This window comes from Streptomyces coerulescens (assembly GCF_042657965.1).
GTDB lineage: Bacteria > Actinomycetota > Actinomycetes > Streptomycetales > Streptomycetaceae > Streptomyces > Streptomyces coerulescens.
Genome location: NZ_JBHSKM010000044.1, coordinates 233,242 through 259,082 on the forward strand (window position 1 = coordinate 233,242; position 25,841 = coordinate 259,082).

Sequence of the window (25,841 nt, forward strand, 5' to 3'; positions counted from 1 at the left end):
TTCAGAAACCCGGCAGGATTCCCGGCTGGGCCATGGTCTGGTCGATTTTTATGGCGGCGTCCAGGGTGGCCTCGTGTGTATTGGAGTTGATACCGGTGTTCTCCCGGAGTTTCTCGAGTATGACCTCCAGCTTGCTCCTGATCAGTGCGCAGTCCGTCAGCCAATCGTTCATGGCCCTGACGTAGATGTCGCGGGACTCCCCCGTCCAGTTCGCTATCAGGGTTTGGATTTGTCCCTCCATGCTGGCGTGGGCATTACCGACATCGCTCACCGCCTCCTCGAAGTAGGGCTGGGCGGCCCTCATCCCTTCGACATCCACTACGTTGTTTCCGTTGGCGGGCATTGCCGCTCCTTTCGTCTCCGGTCGCGTTGACCGCCATGTTTGTCCGTTCGTCACCGGTCGGGAAGCGAGTCGTGGGCGCGCTGCCCGATCGTCCCGGCGGTTCTGCCCCTTCGCCCGTCAGTGCCGGCCCCATCACGAGGGCACCATCGCGGGGCCGGCCGGAGCCTGGCCGACCTCCCGGTGCGCGGCGAGCGGGAGGTCGGCCAGGGTCACGGTCCGGGCACGGGCACGCTCGGCGATGTGGTCCGCCAACCGGTGCGCGCCGTAGGCGCCGTGGGCCGGGTCCTGTCCGGCCAGCGCCCGCACCGCCTCCTCGTCCACCTCCAGGCCCAGGGCCGCCAGCCGCCGCCGGGTCAGTTCCGCGAGTCCGGGGCCGGTGTAAGCGGGCAGCCGCAGGTACTCGGCGAACGGCCCGGCCAGGTCGGTACGGTCGCTCAGCAGACCCATCAGATGCGGCGGGCCTCCGGAGAGCACGAGCACGGAGCCGTGCCCGTCCCGCGCCACCGCCGCGGCGGCCAACGCGTCGATCACCGCGCTCCGTTCGACGTCCGGGCGGCTCTCGAAGCCGGCGTCCGCCTCAAGCAGCAGGACTCCGCCTGCGGCCTGCCGGAAGACATGTCCGACGTATGCGTGCGGCTGCTCCGGCCAGCGGGCCGGGACCGAGGACAGCGCCAGCCGGTCCAGTGCGCCGGTGGCGATCACGCCGAGTTCGGCGAGGGCTCTGCCGTACGCGGCGGCCACCGCACGGCGGCCGCTTCCGGGCGCGCCCTCTAGGACGATGTCCGCCAGGCCCGCGGTGCCCTGCCCCAGTTCGACGAGAGTGTCGAGCCGCGCGGCCAGAGCGTCCCGGACAGGGTCGAGGCCGGTCAGGGCGGCCAAGTGGCGGGCAGCCCGCACGGCCACGGTCCCGGTGGACACGCTCCGGGCCGACGGGACCTCGGTGGAAGGCTCCGTCTGGGGGGCGGAAGGCTCCGACGGGGACTCAGCGGAAGGCGACACCTCGGCGGAAGGGACGGACGGGGACTCAACAAGAGGCGTCGCCGGGCCGGAAGGGGTCGACGAGACCGGTGTCACCAGGATGTCGGCGGCGGTCAGCAGGCTCAGTTCGCTGTCGTACGCCGGCGGGTGGACGGCCAGCCGGGACGCCTGGTTGCCGATCATCGTCTCGAAGACCTGGCGGGCGACTCGGCCGTTGCCGAAGGTCGGGCCCTTGGGGACGTCCACGAAGTAGCGGGTCAGCGCCGCGAGGGCGTCGTCGCTCAATTCGTACAAGTGCTTGGCGCACAGGCCCCGGACGATGGTGACCAGTTCCTCCGGGTCGTAGTTGGGGAACTCGATCGTGCGGGCGAACCGGGACGCCATGCCGGGGTTGGAGGCCAGGAACTGGTCCATGTGCGCGGAGTAGCCCGCCGCGATGACGACGATCTCGTCGCGGTGGTCCTCCATCATCTTCATCAGCGTCTCGACGGCCTCCTGGCCGAAGTCCGGCCCGGTGCCCCGTGACTGGTTGGTCAGGGTGTACGCCTCGTCGATGAAGAGCACCCCGCCCAGGGCCTTGTTGACGACCTCCGTGGTCTTGATGGCGGTGCCGCCGATGATCTGGGCGACCAGGTCGGCGCGGGCCACCTCGACTATGTGGCCCTGGCTGAGGACGCCGAGTTCGGCGAGCACCGCCCCGTACAGCCGGGCCACGGTGGTCTTGCCGGTGCCGGGCGGCCCGGCGAAGACCAGATGACGGCTCATCGGGGGCATCGGCAGGCCCATCTCGGTGCGCCGCTGGGTCATCTTGTTGAGGTTGATCAGGCCGGTGACCTCCGCCTTGACGCTCTCCAGGCCGACCAGGGCCTCCAGTTCGGCCAGCGGCCCGGTGCCGGACCGGGCCGCAGGCTCCTTGCCTGGAGCGGCGGGGGCGTTGTCGCGGACCTCACTGTCCTGCAGGTGTACGGAGTCGTCGGCGCCGACGGATCTGACACCGTCTCCCGCGTTGTCGAAGACGGCGCAGTTGCTGAGGTCGGCGCGGGCGCCGTCCTCGATGCTGACGCCGTCGCCCCGCGCCCCGGTCATCCGGCAGCCCACGGCGGTGAGTGAGCCACCGGCGAGGACACGGATGGCGTCGGTGCCGGATCCGATGAACTCGCTGTCGCGGGCGGTGAGTTCACCGCGGTCGCCGACGACCGCGCCGCAGTCGCGCAGCGTGGAGTCGGTCAGGAGCGCGGTGGCCCCGCCGTCCAGGCTCAGCCCGTGTCCCTTGCCGGTGGTGGTGAGCCGGACACCGGTGAACCGGCCGTCTGCCCCGCCCGCCAGCTCGATGGCGTGACCGCCGCCGAGGGTGATCTCGGCTTCCCTCAGGGTGAGTTGCGCGCTGCCTGCGGCCCGGGCACCGGAGCCGGAGGTGCCCGTGACGGTGAGCCCGTCCAGTTCCGCGGCGGCGGACTCCGTGACCTGGACGGCGGCGGTGGCGGCGTCCCGTACCGCGAGCCCGGTGGCCATGGCCTCGCTTTGGGCACCGCTGACCTGGAGGCCGATCGGGGTGTCCGTGATCTCGCAGTCCTCCAGCCGGGGCCGGGCGCCTGCGGTGACCTGGACGCCGACGCGGGCCGCGCCGGTGACCTTGCAGCCGCGCAGCCGCGGCGCGGCCTCACCGCTGACGTGCACCGCCTGCCCGGCCGAGCCGGAGAAGACGCATTCGGTGATCGTGGTCTCGCCCCGGCTGGTGAGGTACGCGTCCACTGCGGCGCTGCCCGTGACCGTGACCTGGTGCAGGACGGCCCGTCCTTCCTGCTCGACGGCGAGGGCCGGCTTGCCGCTGCCGGTGATCCTGGTGGCCGCCACGGTCGCCCGGCCGCTGCCGTTGACGCAGATGCCGTTGCCCCCGGCGCGTTCCAGCAGACAGTCCCGGATGTCGAGGCGGCCGTGCTCGGCGACCACGATCGCCGACGAACCGGCTTCGGCCACCTCGGTGTCCTCCAGCACGTTTCCGCCGCCCGAGGTGACGACCACGCCGGCGCCGTGCGGATTGGTCACCCGGCAGCCGCGGGCCGCAAGGGTGCCCTCGTGCCAGGCGAGCACCGCGGTCCAGGCCTCGCCGGCGATCCGGCAGGCGTCGAGGGCGGCCTGTCCGCGGCGCACGTCGAGCACGGGAGCCTCCCGGTCGGCGCCGGACAGCACCAGGCCGGAGAGCTGGACCGCCTCCGCGTCCACCACGACGGTGCTCCCCTTGGCCGCGTGCACCTGCACGGTCCCCGCCCCGCCCTCGGCGGCCACGGTGACCGTGCGGGTGATGTCGAGGGTCTCCTCGTACCGGCCCGAAGCCACGGTGATGAGCGCACCCTCGGCGGCCTCGGCCAGCGCGTCGGCGATCGACCGATGGGTTCCGGGGCGGTCCGGGGAGACCAACAGGACCTGCCTGCTCACGACTTGGCTCCTTCTTTACGGCGGGCGACGATCAGCCCGGGCGGGTCGGCGCTCTCGGCCCGGTCGTCCGTCCCGGCCTTCTCCAACGCGTCGAGGATCTTCTGCAGACCCTGCAGGGCGATCGTGTCGAGCTTGCCCCGCTGGACCTCGACCCTGCCGTCCTCTGCGATCTCCGAGGGCGACAGCTCGCGCAGCAGCACGGTGGTGCCCTCGGTGCGCAGCACCTTGAAGCTGGTGCCGGGCAGGAACAGCACACGGTCGGCTACCGCGGGGTCGAGCTGACTGGTCCGGCGGGCGGTCATCGACCAGATCAGGAAGTCCGTGCCGCCGCGCGGGCCCTCGTGCAGCACGGTTCGGGCGTGACAGAACGCCCACTCGGTGGCCAGCCTGCCCTCGCGGTACCAGGCCCGCTCGGCCGCACCGAGCCGGGACCGCAGCAGGGCGGGGCCACGGTAGGAGGGCAGTCGCCGCAGCCCGGCCGTCACACAGCGGGCCAGCGGCACATGCGGGCCCGCTGCGGCGGCGCGTACGGCGTCGTCGGCCCGGCGGTGGTCGCCGGACAGATACAGGCGCACCGCGACCAGTTCGGTCAGGGCCTCCGCCGCCTCGCTCTTGGATCCGCCGCGCAGGCCCGGCGACTCGGAGATCACCCGCGCGACGACTCCCGCCGCCGCGTTGTACTGCTCGCTGAAGGTCCGGCGCACCCAGTCCCGCTCCTGCCCGACCCCACGTTCGGGCGGCAGCGCGCAGGCGGCGGCCTTCGGCGTCGGCTGCACACTTACGCCCGTGCGGGCCGGGCTCGCCGGGGCGGGCGCGGGGGGCGCAGCGGCCTCTTCGGGTGCGGCGGACTCCAGCCGGAACCCGGATGCGGCGGGCCGCGCGGGGATCGCGGTCGAGGGCCGGCCAGGGCGCGGAGCCGGAGCGCCGACGGCCACATCGGCTGCCGACGGCTCCGGTACTCCGGCGGTCGACGGAGGCTGCAGGGTCTGCTCCGCGGTCTCCGAAAACTGCGCTGGGGCCGCCGGAGCGGGGACAGGATCCGGAACTCCGGCCGTCGGCGCAGGCGGCAAGAGCCGCTCCGCGGTCTCCGAAAGCTGCGCTGGGGCCGCCGGAGCAGAGACGCGCTCCGGAACTCCGGCCGCCGGCGCAGGCGGCAAGAGCCGCTCCGCGGTCCCCGAAAGCTGCGCTCGGGCCGCCGGAGCAGAGACGGGATCCGGGGTCCGGCCAGTCTGGGGGGCGGCAGAGGCGGCGTCCTCCGAGGCGGGGCCGGCTTCCGCGAGGCCGGGCCGGGCCGCTGCGTCATGGTCCGACGCTTCGGCCGCTCCGGGAGCCGTCGACGTGTCCCCGGCCGTGGGCTCTTCGAGCCGGGCCGTCACGTCCGATCCCCCGGATGGCCCTCGCCCCGCGGCATGCCTGGTCCGCGCGAAGGGCGCAGTGGCGACGCCGCCGAACGCCGGATCCGGACCGGCCCGGCGAGGCGAGGCAGCCGGCTCCGTCGCCGACGGGACCGGCGGGGCCGCGGTCGGACCGCCCCCGTCCGGGGCGGGCGGCATGGGGTCCACGGGAAGCGGCCGACGCTCCCCGATCCGGGCCGGGCGGGGCAGGGCGACAGGCTCTGTCGTCGGCAGGACCGGATCGGCCCGGCCGGGCCTGGCAGCAGGCTCCGTCCGCGGCGAAACTGGATCAGCCGGGCCAGGCCGACCAGCAGGCTCCGTCGCCGGCGGGACCGGCGGATCGCCCGAAGGGCCGGACCGGCGCGTACCGCCCCGGACCGCGGGCACCCGGAGCGCCGGGTCGACCAACACCCCGTCAGGCGTCGTCGGAACACCGCCCCGAACCGGAGGCACCCCGACCACCGGGTCGACCAACACCCCATCAAGCGTCGTCGGAACACCGCCCCGAACCGGAGGCACCCCGACCACCGGGTCGACCAACACCCCATCAGGGGGCGTCGGAACATCGCCCCGGATCCTGGGGGCAGGAGAGGACAGGGCGCCGGACTCCGTGTGGGTGCGCTGTGGCGGGAGTGCTGCCGATGTCAGCGCACCTGCCTCGGGCGCCGGAGACGGACGGAGCGGCGCCCGCTGCTCCGGCGGCGGCGCCGTCCGCTCCGCCGGTGACGCGAGGGCTGCCGGTGGCCCGCCGTCGAGCCCGTCGCCCCAAGCGGCCGCCAGGCCGTGAGCCGCTTCCCCCGCGGCGAGGCCGGGCTGCTCGTCGGCCGGGGCGAGGACGATGGCGGCACCGGTCTCGGCGTGAAGCCGCCGGCGGAGGTCCTCGGCCAGGGCCCGCATGCGGTCCGCCGTCTCCTGGCTGCCGCGGTCGACGTGGAGAGTGACATGGCCGGTCGCGGCGGGAGCCCGCCGGACGGCGTCGGCACCGGACGGCTCGGTGCGGGACCGCAGCCACAACCCGCTCTGGACCACCTCCAGGACGGTGTCCGAGGCGTACTCGTACAGCCCGGCGGCGATCTCTGGCACCTCGGCCAGCGGCGGGCGCAGCCCGGCCAGCACCGGAGGCGGCGCCTGGCCGCCCCTCACCGGCACATAGCGCAGCTCCTCCGCGTACGGACGCCAACCCGGCATGGTGTCCCCGCCGTACACCCGTATCTCCTCGGCGCCGCGCGGGCCTGCGGGCAGTCCGGCGTACAGCACGACCGGTTCGCCCAGGGCGTCCGCCAGCCCCTGCCCCGGGGCGACGGCCGCGGGGACGTCGAGCGTGCCGTACATCGCGAACCTCACCGACGGCCGGGCATTGGGCAGGACGGTGTCCCAGAAGCGGGCCAGGTCATCGAGGCCGACCGCCGGAGCACCGGGGCCGCCGACAATCACGAGGAGCACATCGGGACGGGCCGGCAGGTCCTCGACCACTCGCCTGCGCTGGGCCGCCGACGGATCGGCGCGGGTGTCACGCACCCATACCCCGCCAGGCACCGGCTCGGCCACCGTGTGGGTGCCGGTCGGCATGGGCCGGGCCGGCAAAGAGAACTCCCAGTGCGGCTTGGGGAATCGCTGGGAGTCCCGCTCGGCCGGGCGCCCCGGTCGGCAGCGCAGCCACCCGTCGCCCCGGTCACCGGGCACGAACAGGCCGCCCACCACCGTGGGCACGACAGGGCCGTCCGGCACCAGGACCTCGCGTCCGAGCCGGTCGGCGATCCGCCGGCCGGCCGTGCGGATCTCCTCACGCGTGCCGCGTCCGAAGACCAGCCGCAGGCTGCCGTATCTGGCCGGGGCCAGCAGGCGGGCGACGGACTCCCACTCGCGGTCGACGGCGCCGGGCGGCAGGTCGACCACGACGAGGGTGTTGTGGACATCACGGGCCAGCCCTTCGGCGAAGCCGACGGCCCGTTGGTCGGGCTTTCCCTTGGGATGGATCAGTACGGCGTCACCAACCGCCGCGCGGAGCCGGAGTTTCATGGCCTGGCCGTCCTTTTCATCCCTTGGCGGCCGCGGCGCGGCTCAGCACCGGGCCTTCGGGGATCAGCGCGAGGATGCCTCCGGGCAGGATGAGCCGCCGGTCGGGGGCGCCGAGACCGAGGGCCGAGGCGGCATCGCTGTCCGCGAGCCGGTACTTCTTCCCTTGCTCGGTGATGAGGTACTGGAAGGTGTTTCTGCCGGGAGGGGCCGCGAGGACCGCCTCGCCCGGCGGGATGACGACCTGCCGGGTGCTCGGGGTGCCCACCACGACGCGGGTCCTGCCGCCCGGCGCAACTTTCAGGCAGACCGTCCCGGCGGTCAGGGGACGGGCCTCGGACACGTCGGGGAGCCGTCGCTTCAGGCCGCGTTCGGCCGAGACCGGCGCCACAGCGATGTCCGACTGGCTGACCTGACGCGCGGCAGGCGCGCCTCGGCGTGCTGCGAGCAGGGCGTACTCGGTTGCGTTGACGGGTGCGAGGCCGTCGGCCCGCAGGACGTAGTAGTGCGCGCCGCGGCCGGTGCTGGTCCGGAAGACCTGACCGACCTCGGCGGCCCGCCCGGCGACCTTGCCGCCCGGTGTCCCGGCGCCGGGCGGCGCGGGCGCGGTGAGGGCGGGGCCGGTGGGGATCGCGGCCAGCCAGTCGGCGGGGGCGGAAACGGCCGGCCTGCCGTCCAGGCCGAGGGCGATGAGGGCGGAGCCGGCGGGGACGCGGTACTTGGTGCCGCCGACGAGCAGGTAGCGGGTGTCGCCTTCGCCGAGCAGCACCTCCCGGTCGGCCGGCAGGGCAGCAAGCGCGGCGGCGGACGGGCCGAAGACGAGGGTCTGGCCGCCGCGGACGGCGCCCTTTGCGGCGGGGTGACCGGTCTCCCCCGACCGTAGGCAGCGGGCCCAGGCGCCGGTGACCAGTCCGGAGGCGTCCGGCACGGTGTCGGGTGCGTCCTGGATGCCGACCGGGGAGCCGTGCGGGACACCGGCCAGGGACTTCGCGGACACCGTGTACGGGATGGCCCGTCCGCCCGCGATGAGCAGGGCCGAGGCGTGGTTGCGGGCCGGGTACAGGACGCCGTCGGCGTAGATGTAGCGGTTGCCGGTCTCCTTCTCCAGGACGACGGCCCCGTTCTTCTTCCAGTCGGTCTTCGCGACCGGTGACAACAGGCCGTACACGCCGAATCCCGCGCACAGCAGGACCACCACACCCACCCCGAAGACCGTGCCGAGTGCGGATCGCCGGGTCGGGCTGTCGCCCCGGCCGGGATCCCCGCTGACCAGCGCGGAGGCAAGGCGGCCCATGGCGAACTGGTACGCCTGTACGTGGTCGCGTCGAGTCTGCATGCGCGCCCCTAGCCCGCGAGGCCGCGGAAGTAGGCGTACCCGTCGAGCACTTGGAGCAGCAGCGGCAGCACCGCGAGCGCCGTGACGATCTCCATCAGATCGCCGAGGTGCCCCCACACGGGCAGCAGCCGCCCGTGAGGCAGCCGCCAGGCGCCGACCAGCAGCAGGGCCGCGGCGGCCAGCAGTAGCGCGAGCACCGCGGCCCGCCCGGCCGGCGCGGCGCGCACGACCAGGACCACACCGAGTCCACCCGCGCCCACGAGCACCGCCGGGACGCGCTGGAGGACGCCGTCCATGCCGCGCGCGCGGAGGAGGACCGCCATGCTCAGGGTGAGCGGGAGGAGCCATCCGGCCCAGTCGCGCTCGTGGACGGCGAGCAGCCAGGCGGCGACCCCCCACACGATCGCGGAAGCGATGGCGAGCATGTCGAGGAAGGCCGTGGCGATCCTGGCCCGGCGTGCCACCAGGTCCCCCTGCTCGGGTTCGATGTCCTCCTGGAGTTCCTCGGCGTCATGCGGCAGGTGCGGCACGCGCAGCCGGGCCGTGCGCAGTGCCACGCGGGGCGCGATGTGCCCGAGGACGAACAGGGCGACGGCGATCACCGCGGCGGCCTGCGCCGGCCTCAGTCCGGCGCCCTCCACCAGGCCCGCACCTGCGATGACCGACACCGCGGTGGCCAGGATGCTGCCCGCCGGCAACGGCAGCGCACCGAATGCGAGCAGCACTCCGGCCAGTGCCACGAGTCCGGTGGCGGCGACCAGCACCCCGGGGGTATAGCCGCCGTCCGGACCCACCCGCGAGGTCAGCCCGGCCAACCCGGTGAAGGCGAAGGCGCCGATCCCCGCCACCAGGACGCTGCCCCGGTCCGCACGCAGCCTCGTGGCCCCGACGCAGCCCGCGGCCAGCACCAGCGCGATCAGCCCGCTCGCCCCGGCGGTCGGAACCCCGGGTCCCGCGCCGATCAGGGCGGCGGCGAGGGCGGCCAGCGCCAGGCAGGCGAGGGCCAGCGCGAGGTTGCGGGTGAGCTTCGGCTGCCACCGGCCGGGGCCGCCGCTGACGCTGTGCGCGACCCCGTCGGAGACGTCGTCGAAGTGCAGCGCCGGCAGCGGCGCGTCGGCCGGGCGGAGCTGGAGTACGTCGCCGTGGCGCAGGCCCGCGGTCTCCGGGGTGGCCTCGGGGTCGAGTGGAGCGTCTCCGAGCCGTTGCAGCACCCACGGTGCGCCTTGCTGCTCGGGTGTTGTGGTGACGTGCCCCAGCAGTACGGGCAACAGCGCGGAGACCGGGGTGGTGACCGGAACGGACAGGTCGGCACGGCACGCCGGGCCGTCGACGGTGAGGCGGCAGACTTGGGTGGCCTCCGCCGCGGGGGGTGCGGTGGTCATCGTGCTCCTGTCGGGGCGGGGGGCGCCGGCACCAGGCCGGTCTGGACGAGTCCGACGGTGCGCCGGGTGACGAGCTGGGCGCGTCCGGCGGGCAGGGTGCGGGGCTTGGCCTCGCCGATGAACCTGCCCTCCTCCTTCGGGTAGGAGAACAGCAGCGCCGGGTTGCCCAGCTCCCACAGGCGGCGGATGAGCGGGTCCATGACGGCGCGCATCGCGCCTGACGTGCTGCGTGCGACGATCAGGTGCAGCCCGATCTGGGCGCCCTGGGCGAGCAACCGCACCAGCGGGGCCGTCGGGGAGGGGGCACCCGGCGCGGCGGAGAACAGGTCGTAGTCGTCGATCAGGACGAACAGCTGCGGGCCCTGCCACCAGTCCCGCTTCGCGAGCTGCTCCGGGGTGACGTCGGCGCCGGGCAGCCGCTTGCTGACGGAGAGGGCGGCGCTCTCGGCGAGTTGCCCGAGCGCGTCGTTGTCGACGACGTAGCCGACGCGGTACTCCTCGGGCACGTCCGCCAGCAGTCCGCGGCCGGGGTCGGCGAGCAGGATGCGTGCCTCGTCCGGTCCGTAGCGGCTGGTGATGGCGCGGATGGCCAGACGCAGGGCGTTGGTCTTGCCGGTCTCGCCGTCGCCGAAAACCATCAGGTGCGGGGTGGTTGCGAAGTCGTGCCAAACGGGGGCGAGCCGCTGCTCGTCCCAGCCGAGGCAGAACTTGAGGTCGCGTTCCCGCGCCGCGGCGGGGAGGCTGCCGGCTTCCAGCCGGGTCGGCAGCAGGCGCACGCCGGGAGCCCTGTCGCCGGTCCAGAAGGTGTCGATCTCGGCGACGGCGCCCTTGGTGGCGGCCGTCAGGTCGTCGGTGCGCGAGGAGCTGTCGAGCCTCGGCAGGGCGGACAGGAAGTGGTGGCCGGACCCGGTCAGGCCGCGCCCGGGCTGGTGCGGCACTCCGGCCGCCGCCTTCGAGCGGACCTCGGACTCCATGGAGTCGCCGAGCCGCAGTTCGAGCTTGGTGCCCAGCATGTCGCGCAGCCGGGCCCTGATCTCCGACCAGCGGACCGCGGAGGTGATCACATGCAGGCCGAAGGACAGGCCCCGGGCGGCCAGCTCCATGACCCGCTGCTCCAGGTCCTCGAAGTCCTGGCGGAGGGTGGCCCAGCCGTCCACCACCAGGAAGATGTCACCGTGGGGGTCGTCGACCGCGCCCTGGTGGCGCAGCGCGCGATAGGCGGCCATGGATTCCAGGCCCTTGTCGGTGAACAGCTGCTCGCGGCGCTCCAGGAGCTGGGTGAGTTCCGCGACGGTCCGCAGCACGCGGTCACGCTCCAGCCGGGTGGCGACCGAGCCGACGTGCGGCAGTCCGGCGGTGGAGACCAGACCGCCGCCGCCGAAGTCCAGACAGTAGAACTGGATCTCCCGGGGGGTGTGGTTCAGGGCCAGCGAGAGCATCAGGGTGCGCAGCAGGGTCGACTTGCCGGTCTGCGGCGCGCCCACCACGCCGACGTGCCCTTCGGCTCCGGACAGGTCGGCGACCAGCAGTTCGCGCAGCTGCTCGAACGGGCGGTCCACCATGCCGAGCGGAACCCGCAGCGCGCCCTGGGCCCCAGGGTCGGCTGCGCCCATGCCACGGTCCGGGTCGGGGACGATGCCGGGCAGCAGCTGGTCCAGGCTGGGCGAGGAGGTCAGCGGCGGGAGCCAGACCTGCCGGGCGGGCGGACCGCTGTCCGCGAGCCGTTCGACGAGGACCTCCAGCAGAGTGTCCTGGCCTTCCTCGGCCGTGGCCTCGTCGGAGGGCCCGCCGCGCAGCGACTCCTCGGCGAGCGAGACCAGGGCGGCCTCCTCCTCGGCTCGGGCCGAGGCGAGCGGGCCGCGTTGTTCCAGGCCGAAGACGGTCACCTCGCGGTCGGCGGTCGCCGCGTGTGTCGGTTCGGCCGGACCCGACGCGGCGGGCGCGGGGCCGGAGACGTAGGCGGCCTTGAACCGTACGAGGTTGGTCGTGTCCACCTTGAGGTAGCCGTTGCCGGGCGCGGACGGCAGCTCGTAGGCGCTGGAGGTACCGATCACGCTGCGGGACTCCATGGTGGAGAAGGTGCGCAGCGCCAGCCGGTACGACAGGTGCCCCTCGACCCGGTGGATCCGTGACTCGTCCAGCCGCTGGGAGGCGAGCAGCAGGTGGACGCCGAGGCTGCGCCCCAGGCGGCCGATGGAGACGAACAGATCGACGAATTCGGGCTTGCCGGCCAGCAGTTCCGAGAACTCGTCCACGACGATCAGCAGTGACGGCATCGGCGCCAGAGTGGCGCCGGCACCGCGGGCCTTCTCGTATTCGAAGAGCGAGGCGAAACCGGCGTCACGCAGCATTTCCTGACGGCGGATCAACTCGCCGTTGATGGAGTCCCTCATGCGGTCGACGAGGTGGAGTTCTTCGGCGAGGTTGGTGATGACGGCGGAGGTGTGCGGGAGCCGGTCCAGGCCCAGGAAGGTGGCGCCGCCCTTGAAGTCCACCAGGACCAGGTTGAGGACCTCGGAGGAGTGGGTGGTGACCAGGCCCATCACCAGGGTGCGCAGCAGCTCGCTCTTGCCGGAGCCGGTCGCACCGATCAGCAGACCGTGCGGGCCCATGCCGCCCTGAGCGGACTCCTTGAGGTCGAGTTCGACCATCTCACCCTCCTCCGTGACCCCGATCGGCACTTTGAGGCGGGCGTTCTGGACGGCCCTCGGGCGCCACTTGGCGGCCACGTCGAAGGTGCGCACGTCGCGGATGCCGAGCATGGCAGCCAGGTCGAAGTCGGATTCAAAGGGCCGGTCCGCCAGGTCGACACCGCCGCCGGTACGCATCGGGGCGAGCAGCCGGGCGAGCGTCTCGGCCTCGGTGACGCCGAGCCGGTCGGCACGGCCGGAGACGGTCTCGGTGCCGGAGGGAAAGTCGACCCTGCCGTCGCGGGCGGTGAGCCGCAGCACCTTGCTGCCGCCGGGCACGGCGCCGGTCAGGTCGAGGAGTACGACACCGCGCATCCCGGAGCCGAGCAGCCGGGAGGTCTCCGGGATCCGCACGCCCTGGGCGACGATCACCACAAAGGGTTCGGCGACGCTGGGCGAGGAGGACAGGTCGTGGTCCGGGCGGTCGCGGACGTCGGAGCCCAGCAGGTCCAGCAGCGCATCGTGGTCGTCGGCGGCCAGCCGGACGGGGCCCGCGGAGTCCTCCTCGTACGGATGGGCGTTGTGCGGCAGCCACTTCAGCCAGTCCCACTCACGGCGGGCGTTTTCGTCGGCCAGCACCGCGATCCGCAGTTCGTCCGGGGAGTGGAGGACGGCCAGTTGCCCGATCACCGCCCGTGCCAGGGGCAGCGCATCGGTGGCCTCGCCGGTGAACTCGACGCTGGTGAAGCTCTGGAGTGCGACCGGGACGGGCAGCCGCGGCACGGTTTGGTGGGCTCGGGTGAAACGCCGCAGCGAGATCGCGCACAGCGGTTCCAGGTCCTCCACCGGTTTGGTCTGCGGCGGCAGGAACTCCAGGGCGGCGCGGCGCGTGGCGAGCCCGATCCTGACCCGGGCGAAGTCGTCGTGGCCCGGCCTGCGTTCCCACAGCCGCGGGCCCGACGCGACGGCCCACAGGCCCGCCGGGTCCGGGTTGTCCCACAGCAGGGCGGTGCGCTGTTCCTCTGCGGCCTGCCGGGCCTGCCTGCGCTTCTGGTCGAGGTACCGCAGGTAGTCGCGGCGTTCGGCGCGCATCCGGCGGCGCCGTTCGGCACCGGGCCGGCCGATCTGGACCAGGGTCATGCTGACCATGGCGATGCCCATCATCCCGGACATCATGTACATGGACGCTCCGCCCCGGCCGACCGAGAACATCAGCACCATGGCACCGGTGCCGAGGCCCATCGGCAGATACATCATCGCGGAACCGAAGTCGGCGACGGCCGGTTCACCCAGCACAGGAGGCTCAGCCAGTTCGATCTGACCTTCCGGCATACGGGGACCGTCGCCACGTGGCGAGCGCCTGACTGCCACAGTGCTCAACGTGCTCTCTCCTGCCCTGTGCTGGTACTTGCGGCACCTGAGAGTAGGAAGAAAGCAGTGCGCGTCATCGCCACCCGAACCATGACCTGCCCTTACGGACAGCGAAGCCTGGTCGAACGGGCAAAGTGACCGCGCCCCGGGACTCATGTCGTGCGCCGACAGATCCCGTGATGCAGGGACGAGGACGGTGCTCAGGCGCTGGGCTGCTGCTCGCGCGCCAGGACCGTGGCCGTCCGGATGGACCGGGCCGGGCCGGGCCGGGCCGGGCGAGTCAGGGTGCCGGAGTCTCCGTCCGGCACTCGGGACACAGGCCCCAGAACGTCACCGCGGCCTCTTGCGTGTCGTACTCCTCCGGCAGGTGCGGGTCCATGCAGGGAGCAGTACCCACCGAGCACACCACGTCACGGATGGTGCCGCAGCGGCGGCACACGAAGTGGTGGTGATTGTCGTGGCGCTCGGTCTCGTAACGGGCCGGGTGACCGGGAATCTGTGTGCACCGCACCAGGCCGGCGTCCGTGAGGGCGCGCAGGACGTTGTAGGTGGCCTGCACGGACAGGCGGCCGGTGACCCGCTGGGCGTGCGCACGCAGGGCGTCGACGTCGAGGTGGCCGGATGACTCCTGGACAGCCACGAGGATGGCCATGCGCGGGGCGGTCACCCGTAGGCCCGCGGTGCGCAGCAGTCCTGCGGCCAGCGCCATGGGCTCCTCGGCGTCGGTGGCGGTCGTCATGTCGCTCCGCCCTCCCTCTCGTCGGTGCCGATGTCCCGGCCGGGCGGGTCGGCGTCCGAGGAGAGCTCGAACCATACGCTCTTGCCCACGGGCCCGTGCTCCCAGCCCCAACGCGCGGCCAGCATGCCCACGAGCGCGAGTCCGCGGCCGCTCTCCGCCTCGAGGCCGGCATCGATCGGGCGGGGAGGTGCCGAAGAACCGTCGGAGACCAGGCAGCGCACATCGGACACCCGCTCGAGCGTCAGACGCAGCGGGCCGACGGCATGGCGAAGGGCATTGGACACCAGCTCGCTGACCAGCAGCTCGGTGGTCGGGACCAGATCATCCAGGCCCCATCGGGAGAGTACGTCGCCTATGGCCGACCTCGCCTGGCCGCATGCCGTGGCAGACCACGGCAGAGTCCAGGGTCCGGCCACGAACGACTGCACCTCCGGCTCACCTGCGGATGCGCTGTCGGTCATCGGTGGCGCGCAGGGCCGAGGGGCGGGGAAGGCCTGATCGTCGACGGTTTCACCGGGGGGAGGTTCGAGGGGGGCTGTGCGGTCCATGAGGGGTGCACCTTCGAGTGGAGGACCGGGGCGTACTTCTCAAAGTACGCCTTTTCTGGAATAGGTCAATTATCTGGATGAAATCTTCTGCCCTGACTCAGTCCAGACGTCATCGCGGCCGGGACCGGTAGGGCACAAGCTCGAGCGCCACTGTGGCGGGGTGGAGCCAGGGCGCCCGGAACTTGTTGGGATGGACCGCTGCCGAGGCTGTCGGCCGATCGGCGGACGAGCTGCGAGGACCGCGGCGGCCGCCCGGTGGGTGCCCTCCTGACCGCGCCCGGTGAGGCCGACTCCGGACCAGCATGACCACCGCCGAGTCGGGCCATCTGAAACGGGTGGACGAGTTGCGCGGCCACCCCCTCGATGACGCCCCGCTGTCCAAGGCGATGATCGAAAGCGTGAACGCTCGGCTGCGCGACGTACGGCGCACCGGCGAACCCTCGTACCTCTTCATCACCGATCGTCTCCGGGCCGAGGAAGAGGCCCACCCGTGGGCGGTCAGATTCTGGCCGGTCAGAGACGACGACGGAGACCTGTGTGCGATCGCGTACTGGGGTGTCGACGTGACAGCCGAGTACGAGGCCCGTCACCGGCTGCTACTGCTCAGCGAGGCCAACAGCGCCATCGGCCGCACCCTGGACGTGGAGCACACGGCCCAGGAACTGGCCGAAGCGTTCGTGCCCGTATTCGCCGACCATGCAGAGGTGGACCTGTTCGCCGGCGTCCTCGGCGGTCAGGAACCCCCGCTGGTTCCCGCCTCGGGGGCGATCCGGCTGCGCAGCGCGGCGCATGCCCCCTCCGGGCAACCGGATCGTCGGGCCCCTCCCCCGAGACCGCCGACGTCACGGCCATTGCTCCCGGCTCCGCTGTGGAGGCCTGCCTTGCCACCGCGGCGCCCCAGGAGCGCCTGGCCGACGACACGGGCCCACGCCACAGATACGCCGCAGGACCGCAAGTGGCCGCGGAACGGGCGGACTGGCCGCCCGGCCTGCCCGTGGTAAGGGCCCTGATTCAGGAGGTGGAAGGGATCCACTCCCGGATGGTCGTCCCGCTGCAGGCACGCGGCGCGCTGCTCGGCGTCGCCGAGTTCTCCCGTACCGCCATTCCCGAGCCGTTCACCGCCGACGATCTCGTCCTGGCGACGGACGTGGCCGGCAGGACCGCCATCGCCATCGACAACGCGCGCCGCTGCACACGGGAAAGGGCCACCGCACTTACCGTGCAACGCAGCCTGCTCCCCCAAGCCATGCCCGAGCAGGCCGGACGAGGAGTTCGTCGCCGAACTCGTGGTCAGCGAACTGGTCACCAACGCCATCCGGTACGGCGCCCCACCGATCCAGCTGCTCCTCATCCACGGCCGTACGCTCACCTGTGGAGTCTCCGACGGATCAAGCACCGCACCCCGCCTGCGGCACGCCCGCGTGTTCGACGAGGGCGGACGCGGCCTGTTGCTGGTCGCCCGGCTCACCGAGAACTGGGGCACCCGCCACACCACCACCGGCAAGGCGATCTGGTGCGAACAAATGCCCGCCACGGGCGCGCCCCTTGCCTCGGCTCAGCCGGCCGTATCGATCAGTTGAGCCTGGCGTGCCGCGCCGATGCGGGCGTAGTGGGCGATGAGGTCGGGGGCGTCCACGGCGGCGGGGTTCACCACCTGCTCGACCGGAGCGCCCTGGAGCAGGCGTTTGACGGGGACTTCGAGTTTCTTGCCGGTGCGGGTGTGCGGGATGCCGGGGACCTCGATGATCTCGTCGGGGACGTGACGGGGGGAGGCGCCGGTGCGGATGGCGTCGCGGATGCGGTCGCGCAGGGTGTCGTCCAGGCTCACTCCGGGCGCGAGGACGACGAACAGCGGCATCCAGTAGCCGCCGTCGGGTTCCTCCGCGCCGATGACCAGGGCCTCGGTGATCTCCGGGAGGCGTTCGACGACGTCGTGGATGTCGGCGCTGCCCAGGCGGACGCCGTTGCGGTTCAGCGTGCCGTCGGAGCGGCCGTGCACGATCACCGAGCCGTGGGAGGTGAGGGTGATCCAGTCGCCGTGCCGCCACACGCCGGGGTAGGTGGAGAAGTAGGCGTCGCGGAGACGGCTGCCGTCGCGGTCGTTCCAGAAGTACAGCGGCATCGACGGCATGGGACGGGTGACCACGAGCTCACCCACCTGGTCGGTGATCGGGCGGCCGTCGGTGTCGTAGACGGCCAGCGCCACGCCCAGATACGGCGCGGACAGCTCACCCGCCCGGACGGGGACGGTGGGTGCTCCGCCCGCGAAGCCGGAGACGACGTCGGTGCCGCCGCTGATGGAGGCGAGCTGGACGTCCTCGCCGACGTGCTCGGCGACCCAGGGATAGGCAGAGGCGGGCAGGGCGGAGCCGGTGCAGCCGAGGGTCCGGATGGACGACAGGTCGTGGACGGAGGGGTCGATGCCGACCTTGGCCATGCCCAGCAGGTACTGGGGGCTGGTGCCGAAGACGGTGACACGGTGGCGTGCCGCCAGCTCCCACAGGAGGCCGGGCCGGCTGAGCGGTGCCGGGCTGCCGTCATAAGTGCAGGTGGTGGCGCCGGTCAGGAGGGTGGAGACGACCAGGTTCCACATCATCCAGTGCGTGGTCGTGTACCACAGCAGGCGGTCGCCGGGGCCGAGGTCGGACTGGAGACCGAGGGTCTTGAGGTGTTCGAGCAGCACGCCGCCGTGGCCGTGCACGATGCCCTTGGGCGGGCCGGTGGTACCGGAGGAGAACACGACCCACAGGGGGTGGTCGAACGGTACGGCGGTGCAGTGCAGTTGTTCGTCGCGGGAGGCCGCGTCCTCCCACGGGACGATCAGGGAGCGGCGGTTCGCCGAGGGCCACGACAGGCCGACGTAGTCCACCAGCACGGTGGCCTTCAGCGTCGGCAGAGCACGGGCCAGGTCGAGCGTGGCTTCGCGGCGGTCGTGGACGGTGCCGTTGAAGAGGCAGCCGTCGGCGGCGATCAGCACGGTGGGGTCGAGCTGAGCAAAACGGTCGGCGGCCGCCGTGGAGGCGTAGTCCTGGCCGCACACCGACCACACCGCCCCGATGCTCGCGGCAGCGAGGAACGCGACGATCGCGTGCGGAGTGTTGGGCAGATAGCCGACCACGCGGTCTCCCTGCCCCACGCCGAGGTCGCGCAGGGTGGCGGCGACGGAGGCGACCTGGGCACGCAGCCGCCCGCCCGACACCTCATGGGCGAAGCCGGTCTCGTCCAGCGCGATGACCGCCGGTTCATCGGCGCGCAGATTGCGCAGGGCGTGGTGGGCGTAGTTGAGCGTGGCCCCGGTGAACCACCGGGCACCAGGCATCATCTCCTCGGCCAGCACCCTCTCGTACGTCGTGGCCGCGTCGACGTCGAAGTACTCCCACACCGCTCCCCAGAAGCCCTCCAGGTCCGTGACGGACCAGCGGTGCAGGGCGGCGTAGTCGGTGGGGTCGTGGTCGGCCTCGGCACCCCGGGCACGAGCGGACCGGCGGGCGAAGTCCGCGATCCGGCTGCGGGCCGCGGACTCGTGATCCGGTGTCCGGATGGGGCCTGGATACGGCGTGGTCATGGTGTGGTGCTCCTCGACGAAACGGGCGACGACCGCCGATCGGCGACAGCGGGGCGGCGGATGGTGCTGAGGAAGTCGTCACTGCCTGCTACGCGGCGGGGTGGGTCGGGGTTCTCTGACAGCCCGATACTCAAATGCGACGCCCCGAACGGATCCGTGGCCCGAGGTTCGGGTGTGGATGTGCCCCGACCTGCCCATCGGTCTCAGCGGCCGGCTGGCGGTGCTCTTCGGGGACGCAAGCAGTGGCACGTGCAGGGCGGGTCACGTAGATCCTTCGACGCGTGCGGAGCCCGGGGCGGGTGGGGCCCAATCGGGGGGAAATGGTCCCACCCGCCCCGGAGATCAGAGGTCACGATCGGACACGGCGGCCAGAGGGCCTCGCCCGATCGCCCGTCTCCTGCTGCGTGACGTCCGAAGCAGGGCCGGCAACCCCTTCTACGGAGCCGGCCCCGACGGGGTTCTCCCGCTGCCGCCCGATACACGACCGTGACAAGCGATCCCAGCGGCCGGACCGATGTCGGCTCAGCGCAGGTGCCACTTCTGGTTCGAGGTGTCCGCGCAGTCCCACAGTTGCAGGCGTGCGCCGTTGCCGGTGGCCGCGTCGGTGACGTCGACGCACTTGGCGCTCTGCGCGTTGACCAGATGGTGTGCGCCGTCGAGGGCGAACTGCTGAGCCCATCCGCCGTTGCATCGGGCCAGCTGGATCACGGTGCCGTTCGCCGTCGAGGCATTGGCGATGTCCATGCACAGGCCCAGGGAACGGATGCTCCCGTCGGACCGGAGCACCCACTTCTGCCAGTCGTCACCGCCGCAGTCCCAGAGCCGCAGCGGGGAACCGTCCGTGCCGCTCCGCCCGGCGACCTCGATGCACCGTGACGATCCGGAGCCGACGATCACGCGGCCGGCGGCGCCCGGTGAGGCGGTGGTGGACGTGCCCTGCTCGGCGGTGTCCCCGCCCGTCCCTCGTGTCGCGTCCCCGGTCCCGACGGATGCGGCCGTGCCCGGCGCTCCGGTTGTCCTCGTGGGGGCCGTGCTGTTCGGGCCGGCGGGCGCCGAACGTTTCACCCCGGCCTCGTCGGCGGTGGGGTCGCTCGTGGCGAACGCCGAATCGCCCGGCATCCCCTCGACTGTGAGATCGCCGTCCGAGGCGACGCCCGACTGCCCGGAAGGGCCTGCCTGTGCCCCGCTCTCACCGGAGAACGCAGCGAACGACAAGACGCCGAGTGCCAGGACCGCCAGGACGCAGGCCGCGATCACGGGCCCGGAGATCCTGGCGTTCCGCTCCGGCTCGATCCTGTACGGCTCGGCGAGCAGCCCGGCTGCTTCGTCAGGTGCCGTGGACGTGTCGCCGCTCGAAGAGGCGCCGTGCACGGGCATCAGCCTGTCGAGCCATTCGGGTCGCTCTTCCGGGTGCTCGATGTCAGGGCGCGCCTCCGGGACGGCGCCGTCCCCTGCGTCTGTGGCGTACCGCCTCGCGTTCCAGAACAGCCACCTCCCCCAACGGTCTTCTCCCGTACCGTGCCCGGTCCTCGGCGCGGAGGACGACTCCCCCGGTCTCACGACGTTGCCGAACAGATCCACAGCGGGTTCCTCGCCCCTGGCTGCCGGTCTCGTTCTGCGTTCCATGTGCTTTTTGCTCCACTCCTCGTGCGGCGGCAGACCCGGCCCTCGCCCCTGCCCGCGAAGGCATACGGGGCGGGCGTCACCGACGACGGCGCAGGCCAAGTGCCGGGGAGCACAGGGCGGCGTACTCCCCGGCACTGCACAGCGACTTGCCTCCTGTCCGGTCCTCCGGTGCCGACGGCGGTGACCCGAAATCCTCAAGACGCCGTGCAGCCATGACCCTAGGAATTGCCGGAGCGACATCCGGCCCGGTCCTGCCTGGCTCTGCCCGGACGGACCTGGAAACGTTCCCTCAAGTACCGCGGGCCTGTCCGAGACGGATGCCGGCCTTGCGGCGCTATGGGCTTCACAGAGCCCCGGAGCGCAGTGCGTAGGCGACCGCATGAGTGCAACTGCGCAGTCCGAGGCGGCTCATCACGCCGCTGATGATGTTCTTGATGGCGCGCCGAGTAGCTCAGCTTCTCGGCGATCTCCGTGGTGTCCAGCCCGTCAGCGTACGGGCCGGTGCCCGCGGAGGTGCTGCGATCGTCGGCCGGTCACCCAGAGCCGGGTGTGAGCGACTGCGGCCACAATCGACAGCGGAACCGACACCAATCGCCTCCTCGACTGGCTTTCCTCGGCGGCCAAGGCGGGTCAGCGGGCCACTTTGACAGCACGCCCGGGACGGATGGAGCAACACGTGTCGGTCCGGAGGCTGTTCCCCGCGAGCGCCGCGGACCCTGATGTGGTTCCGGCCCGCCGCGGGTGAGTTCAGACCCGCGGGTCACGCGCCCGCTCATGCGGGCCACCCGCCGCCCGGGACCACCGGCCGTCATCGGGGACGCTGTGCCCCCGGTCGTCATCGGGGACCCGGCGCCCCTGGATTCCTGGCGAACTCCGCAGGACCGCCCTCCGCCCGGGCTTCTGCGAGGGCGTCAGGTGACCCCACGAGGCCAAGTCAATGATCGACAACTTCTGTTCGGGCCCGCTGGTCGACGAGGTCCAGTGCGGCAGCGACGATGCTGTCGGTGTCGATGCCGTGGTGGCGGTATACGTCCTCGATCGAACCGCACTGGCCGAACCGCGTCACGCCGAGCGTGGTGACGGGTGTGTTCCGGATCGTACCCAGGAAGGCCAGCGTGTGCGGGTGACCGTCCAGTGCGGTGACGAGGGGCGTGGCCCGGTCGGCGGGGAAGACCTGGTCGAGGATCCAGGCCGGGTCCTCCGACAGGCCGCGACGCGCCTGGAGCGCGCGGAACAGCAGGTCCGGGCTGGTCACGCAGACCACGTCGGCGTCGTGGCCGAGGGCGGCGAGCCGGTCGGCGGCGGCCAGGGCTTCGGGGATCAGGGCGCCCATCGCGGCGAGAGTCACCACCGGGCTCTCACACCCGCGCAGCCGGTAGGCCCCGGCGGTCACGTGCCTGCGGCGGCGTTCGCGGGCGGCCGGGTCGCGGGGCACGGCGGCCGCGGACTGGTCGACGGGCCGTGTGGACAGTCGCAGATAGGCCGAACTGCCGTCCGGACGGCCGAGGTTGCCGAGCGCCGCGAGCAGACACCACTCGGTGTCGATCGTGAACGCGGGCTCGTAGGTGACGCAACCGGGCTGCTCGATGCCGAGTGAGGGTGCGGTGACCGACTGGTGCGCACCGCCTTCCGGAGCGAGGGTGACACCGGACGGCGTGCCGACCAGAATCGACTGGCCGCCGGCGTAGATGCCGAACGACCACGGCTCCAAGGCTCGGTTGACGAAGGGGTCGTAGACGACCCCGATCGGCAGCAGCGGCTGGCCCCAGCGGCTCCAGGTGGCGCCCAGTTCGCCGAGCAGGCCGACCAGGTTGGTCTCCGCGATGCCCAGCTCCACGTGCCGGCCGGTCGGCAGCTCCCGCCAGTGCAGGATCGTCTCGGCGTCGTCGGCGAACCAGTCGGGACGCTCGGTCGACGACCACACGCCGACCTTGTTGAGCCAGCCGCCGAGGTTGGTGGAGGAGCTGACGTCCGGGCTGACGGTGACGATCCGGCTCGCAGCCTCCGGCGCCTTCCGGGTGAGGTCCAGCAGGACACGTCCGAGGGCCTGCTGGGTGTTGGCGGTGCCGGTCGGTGCCGGTCGTGCGAGGTCGACGGGGACGGCGGGGGCGGGCTGTGACGCATGACCGGGGCGTCGCAGCCGCCCGGCGACGGCCGCGCACCGGGCCGCTTCGGGCGAGCCGTCGGCGAAGGCCGCCCAGGGGCGGTCGAGGTCGGTGCACAGCCGGTCGGCCAGGGAGCGCATCTGGTCGGCGGTCAGCAGCGAGGAGTGGTTCTGCGGGTGGCCCTCGGTGGGGAGACCGTAGCCCTTGACGGTGTAGGCGAAGATCACGGTCGGGCGGGTGTCGTCGACGGCGTCGAACGCGTCCGTCAGCGCACCGATGTCATGGCCGCCCAGGTTGCGGAGCGCGGCCAGGAGCGAGGTGTCTTCCAGGGACGCGACGAGATCGGCGATCGGCCCGGCGGTGGAGCCTTTGCCGGGCAGGCGCGCGCGCAGTTCGTCGGCGGAGCAGCGCAGCAGACGCTGGTACTCGGGATTGCCCATGGCATCGATACGGGCCCGCAGTGCCGCGCCGCCCGGTCGGGTGAACAGCTCCTGGAGCAGCTGCCCGTACTTCAGGGTGATGACCTGCCAGCCTGCCGCGGCGAACATGCCCTGGAACCTGTCCGCAGCGATGGCGGGTACGACACGGTCCAGCGACTGGCGGTTGAGGTCGACAACCCACACCACCTCGCCCAGGCCCGGCACCATGGGATCCTGTACCGCTTCCCAGATCGCGCCCTCGTCCAGCTCCGCGTCGCCCAGCAGGGAGTACTGCCGTCCCGTACCGGCCGCGCCGAAATGGTCGTCCACGTAGCGCCTTGCGAGGGCACCCCACACGGGGGCGGTGGCGCCGATGCCGACCGAGCCCGTCGAGTAGTCGACCGGGTCGGGGTCCTTGGAGCGGCTGGGATAACTCTGCAGGCCGCCGAAGGCGCGCAGGGTGGTCAGGTAGGACTCGTCCAGCTCGCCCAGCAGGTAGTTGATCGCATGCAGCACCGGGGAGGCGTGCGGCTTGACCGACACCCGGTCGTCCCTCGTCAGAGCGTGGAACCACAGCGCCGTCGCGATCGAGGTCATCGAGGCGCTGGATGCCTGATGTCCGCCGACCTTCAGTCCCGAGGGATTGGGGCGCACCCGGTTGGCGTGGTCGATGATCGCGGTGGACAGCCACAGCACCCGCTGCTCGATCGACTTCAGCACAGCGAGTTCCTCCTCCCCGGCAAGGACCGCGCTGTTACCGCCGACCGTCCTGGACTGGGACTCGGAGACCATCACGGACCACCTCCACTGATCGCCATGCCGGAAATTGGCATTGTGATGCGCCAGTAGACAGATGACTCCGCAAGTGCACAAGATGTGCCCGCGGGATTCAGCATTCTGCTCAGGCACATCGTCGGACGAGAGTGATCGATTGAGCACCATGAACAACCAGCGCACCCTGGACTCCACCGACGCGCGGATTCTGCTCGCCCTGGCCGCTGATCCGCGGGCCACCGTCGTCGCCCTGGCCGAGCAGCTGGGGCTGTCCCGCAACACCGTCCAGGCCCGGGTGACGAGGATGGAGCAGGGCGGCGCGCTGGGCTCCTTCGAACGCCGGATCACCCCCACTGCACTGGGTTACCCGCTCACCGCGTTCGTCACCGCCCAGGTCAACCAGCACCGGCTGGCGGAGATCTCCGAGGCCCTGGCGGCCGTCGACGAGGTCGTGGAGGTCTTCGGGCTCAGCGGCGAGACGGATCTGCTCGTACGTGTCGTCGCCGCGGACGCGGAGGATCTGTACCGGATCGCAGGGCGGATCCTGGCCGTACCCGGCATCGAGCGCACGGCCACCGCCCTGGCCATGCGCAATCTGGTGCCCCACCGCATCACCCCGCTGCTGCGACGCGCCTCCGACGGCAAATAGCCGGCACCCGGGCGGCGGGAGCCGCTGCGGACCCAACGGGCCGGACACGGCTCGGCCTTGCTCTCGGCCCGGAAGCGGGGCTCTGTCACCAGGTGCCGAAGACGGCGCCCACATGTGTCCCCGCCGCTGCCGGCCGGGCTTTCTCCGTCGCCAGATGCGAGACGTACTGGATCACCCCGGGCACACCGAGGAGCGCAGGCCACACCAGGGCCCCGATGAACCGATGACGCCCTGAAGGAACCTTGGACAGGACGGCGGCGATGCAGGTCCGAGAGCGGTGAGGCGGACCGCTTCTCGGGTCGCGGGTGTCGGCGAGTCTGCCGCGGGTCACGGTTGTGTCTCGGAGTCATGTGCTGAGAACCCCTCAGGGGCGCGGCCCGTAGCAGGAGTTGATCGCTTCGGAGCGTCCGGAGCGGCGTGATCAGCAACATTCGGGGGTATTACTCAATGTTCCGTACACGAGCCACAGCACTCGCCTCCCTGGCAACCGTGGGCGTCCTGTTGTTGTCCGGCTGCGGCGGGAACGACACCAAGGACGCGGCCGCGTCCGGCGCGTCCTCCGCGGCCGGTGCCGGCGAGCTGTCCTTCCAGAAGGGCACGGCCAAGCAGAACAACGCGCCCGCGCAGACCGGTGACTTCGCGCCCGACGCGGCTCCCGCTGCGGCGGCCAAGAAGCCGACGGTCCGCAAGTGGGTACAGCTGTCGGCGGGCCGTGCCGGACAGCTGGACCCGGTCGTGGTCAACGGGGCCGGCTTCACGCTGTACCGCTTCGACAAGGACACCGCGGACCCGTCGAAGTCCAACTGCAGCGGGGAGTGCGCCACCACCTGGCCGCCGTATCTCGTCGCTCGCGGCGGCAAGGTCTTCATCGACGGGATCGACAAGTCGGCGATCGGCTTCATCGCGCGCGACGGGGCACTCCAGGTCACTATCGGCGGCTGGCCCGTCTACCTCTTCAGCAAGGATCTGAAGGCCGGTGACACCAACGGCCAGGGCGTGGGCGGCACCTGGTTCGGTGTCACGCCGGACGGTGAGAAGGCCGGTGGCGGTCAGCCCGGCGGCGATGGTACCGATCAGTCCGGAGCCGACGCCGGAGCCGACGTCGATCCGGAGGCTTCGCCCGCGGGCAGCGCCACCTTCTTCCAGGGTGCGAACTTCGCCGACCCCTCCCAGGGAGTGGCGGGCCCCGGCTGCAGGAACGTCCGCTTCTCCGGCTCGATCCAGGCCAGCGGCGCTCTCAAGATCTGGGACGGACCCGACTGCACCGGCAACGTGAAGGTGGTCAGCGGGAACGTCCAGGATCTCGCCGCCATCGGATTCCCCACGGTGAAGTCCGTTCGCTTCCTCGGCTGACGCCCGGTGCCGGACGCGCCGGCCTGCCCGCTCCGAATTTTCGGAGCGGGCAGGCCCGCGGCATCCCCCCTGACCCTGACATACGCGGCCTGCTCTCGGCGTCGGGTGATCGCGGTGCCGCAGCGAGGTCGAGATGGTACGCCCGTCGCCCGAACGCGTGGCCGAGCCCGACGCCCC

Annotated in this window: 14 protein-coding genes and 2 pseudogenes; 5 read left to right on the top strand and 11 right to left on the bottom strand. The window is 72.1% G+C overall.

Translation table 11 applies throughout. From position 1 onward, the window contains the following. Nucleotide 1: 1 nt before the first annotated feature. The 8 genes from ACFPQ9_RS38470 to ACFPQ9_RS38505 all read right to left on the bottom strand — a co-directional run bounded on the left by ACFPQ9_RS38470 (nt 2) and on the right by ACFPQ9_RS38505 (nt 15,086). The gene (locus ACFPQ9_RS38470) at nt 2-343 is read right to left on the bottom strand and encodes a WXG100 family type VII secretion target (RefSeq protein WP_380863762.1); all 342 of its coding nucleotides are present in this window, start codon (nt 341-343) and stop codon (nt 2-4) included. Between the two features lie 132 nt (nt 344-475). After that, nucleotides 476-3,757: a right-handed parallel beta-helix repeat-containing protein gene (locus ACFPQ9_RS38475; protein ID WP_380863764.1), complete on the bottom strand. Its 3,282-nt coding sequence runs from the start codon at nt 3,755-3,757 to the stop codon at nt 476-478. Next, complete coding sequence (locus tag ACFPQ9_RS38480) at nt 3,754-7,170, bottom strand: hypothetical protein (protein ID WP_380863767.1); 3,417 nt, start codon at nt 7,168-7,170, stop codon at nt 3,754-3,756. Before ACFPQ9_RS38480 ends, ACFPQ9_RS38475 begins: the two co-directional genes overlap by 4 nt. Before the next feature lie 16 nt (nt 7,171-7,186). Continuing rightward, the gene (eccB, locus tag ACFPQ9_RS38485) at nt 7,187-8,503 is read right to left on the bottom strand and encodes a type VII secretion protein EccB (RefSeq protein ID WP_380863769.1); all 1,317 of its coding nucleotides are present in this window, start codon (nt 8,501-8,503) and stop codon (nt 7,187-7,189) included. 8 nt (nt 8,504-8,511) lie between these two features. Beyond that, on the bottom strand, nt 8,512-9,885 hold the full coding sequence (gene eccD / locus ACFPQ9_RS38490) for a type VII secretion integral membrane protein EccD (protein ID WP_380863772.1): 1,374 nt from the start codon (nt 9,883-9,885) through the stop codon (nt 8,512-8,514). Beyond that, nucleotides 9,882-13,847, bottom strand: coding sequence for a type VII secretion protein EccCa (eccCa, locus tag ACFPQ9_RS38495; protein WP_380863775.1), 3,966 nt, complete (start codon nt 13,845-13,847; stop codon nt 9,882-9,884). The genes eccD and eccCa overlap by 4 nt, the downstream gene beginning before the upstream one ends. 319 nt (nt 13,848-14,166) lie before the next feature. Continuing rightward, a complete protein-coding gene (locus tag ACFPQ9_RS38500; protein ID WP_380863777.1) occupies nt 14,167-14,625 on the bottom strand; it encodes a Fur family transcriptional regulator in 459 nt (152 codons plus the stop codon). Beyond that, nucleotides 14,622-15,086, bottom strand: a complete 465-nt coding sequence (locus ACFPQ9_RS38505) for an ATP-binding protein (RefSeq protein WP_380863779.1) — start codon at nt 15,084-15,086, stop codon at nt 14,622-14,624. The genes ACFPQ9_RS38500 and ACFPQ9_RS38505 overlap by 4 nt, the downstream gene beginning before the upstream one ends. Before the next feature lie 389 nt (nt 15,087-15,475). On the opposite strand from ACFPQ9_RS38505, the gene ACFPQ9_RS38510 reads away from it, so the two are divergent. The 3 genes and pseudogenes from ACFPQ9_RS38510 to ACFPQ9_RS38520 form a co-directional block, all read left to right on the top strand. Further along, complete coding sequence (locus tag ACFPQ9_RS38510; protein WP_380863782.1) at nt 15,476-16,174, top strand: hypothetical protein; 699 nt, start codon at nt 15,476-15,478, stop codon at nt 16,172-16,174. Between the two features lie 38 nt (nt 16,175-16,212). After that, nucleotides 16,213-16,287, top strand: a pseudogene (locus ACFPQ9_RS38515) (hypothetical protein); the annotation flags it as partial. Between the two features lie 148 nt (nt 16,288-16,435). Further along, nucleotides 16,436-16,753 (top strand): annotated as a pseudogene (locus tag ACFPQ9_RS38520) (ATP-binding protein); the annotation flags it as partial. Here the strand turns inward: ACFPQ9_RS38520 and ACFPQ9_RS38525 are convergent. The 3 genes from ACFPQ9_RS38525 to ACFPQ9_RS38535 all read right to left on the bottom strand — a co-directional run bounded on the left by ACFPQ9_RS38525 (nt 16,729) and on the right by ACFPQ9_RS38535 (nt 23,680). Further along, nucleotides 16,729-18,738: an acetoacetate--CoA ligase gene (locus ACFPQ9_RS38525; protein ID WP_380863785.1), complete on the bottom strand. Its 2,010-nt coding sequence runs from the start codon at nt 18,736-18,738 to the stop codon at nt 16,729-16,731. The pseudogene ACFPQ9_RS38520 and the gene ACFPQ9_RS38525 overlap by 25 nt on opposite strands. A 522-nt stretch (nt 18,739-19,260) precedes the next feature. After that, nucleotides 19,261-20,109, bottom strand: coding sequence for an RICIN domain-containing protein (locus ACFPQ9_RS38530; RefSeq protein ID WP_380863787.1), 849 nt, complete (start codon nt 20,107-20,109; stop codon nt 19,261-19,263). A 1,189-nt stretch (nt 20,110-21,298) separates the two neighbouring features. After that, entirely contained in the window at nt 21,299-23,680 is a 2,382-nt protein-coding gene (locus ACFPQ9_RS38535) for a transketolase-like TK C-terminal-containing protein (protein WP_380863790.1), read from the bottom strand. 148 nt (nt 23,681-23,828) lie between these two features. Here ACFPQ9_RS38535 and ACFPQ9_RS38540 point away from each other — a divergent pair, with 148 nt between their 5' ends. Continuing rightward, complete coding sequence (locus tag ACFPQ9_RS38540) at nt 23,829-24,311, top strand: Lrp/AsnC family transcriptional regulator (RefSeq protein ID WP_380864404.1); 483 nt, start codon at nt 23,829-23,831, stop codon at nt 24,309-24,311. 447 nt (nt 24,312-24,758) lie between these two features. Further along, nucleotides 24,759-25,664 carry a hypothetical protein gene (locus ACFPQ9_RS38545; protein WP_380863793.1) on the top strand — a complete coding sequence of 302 codons (906 nt, stop codon included), beginning with the start codon at nt 24,759-24,761 and terminating at the stop codon, nt 25,662-25,664. The last annotated feature ends 177 nt before the right edge of the window (nt 25,665-25,841 follow it).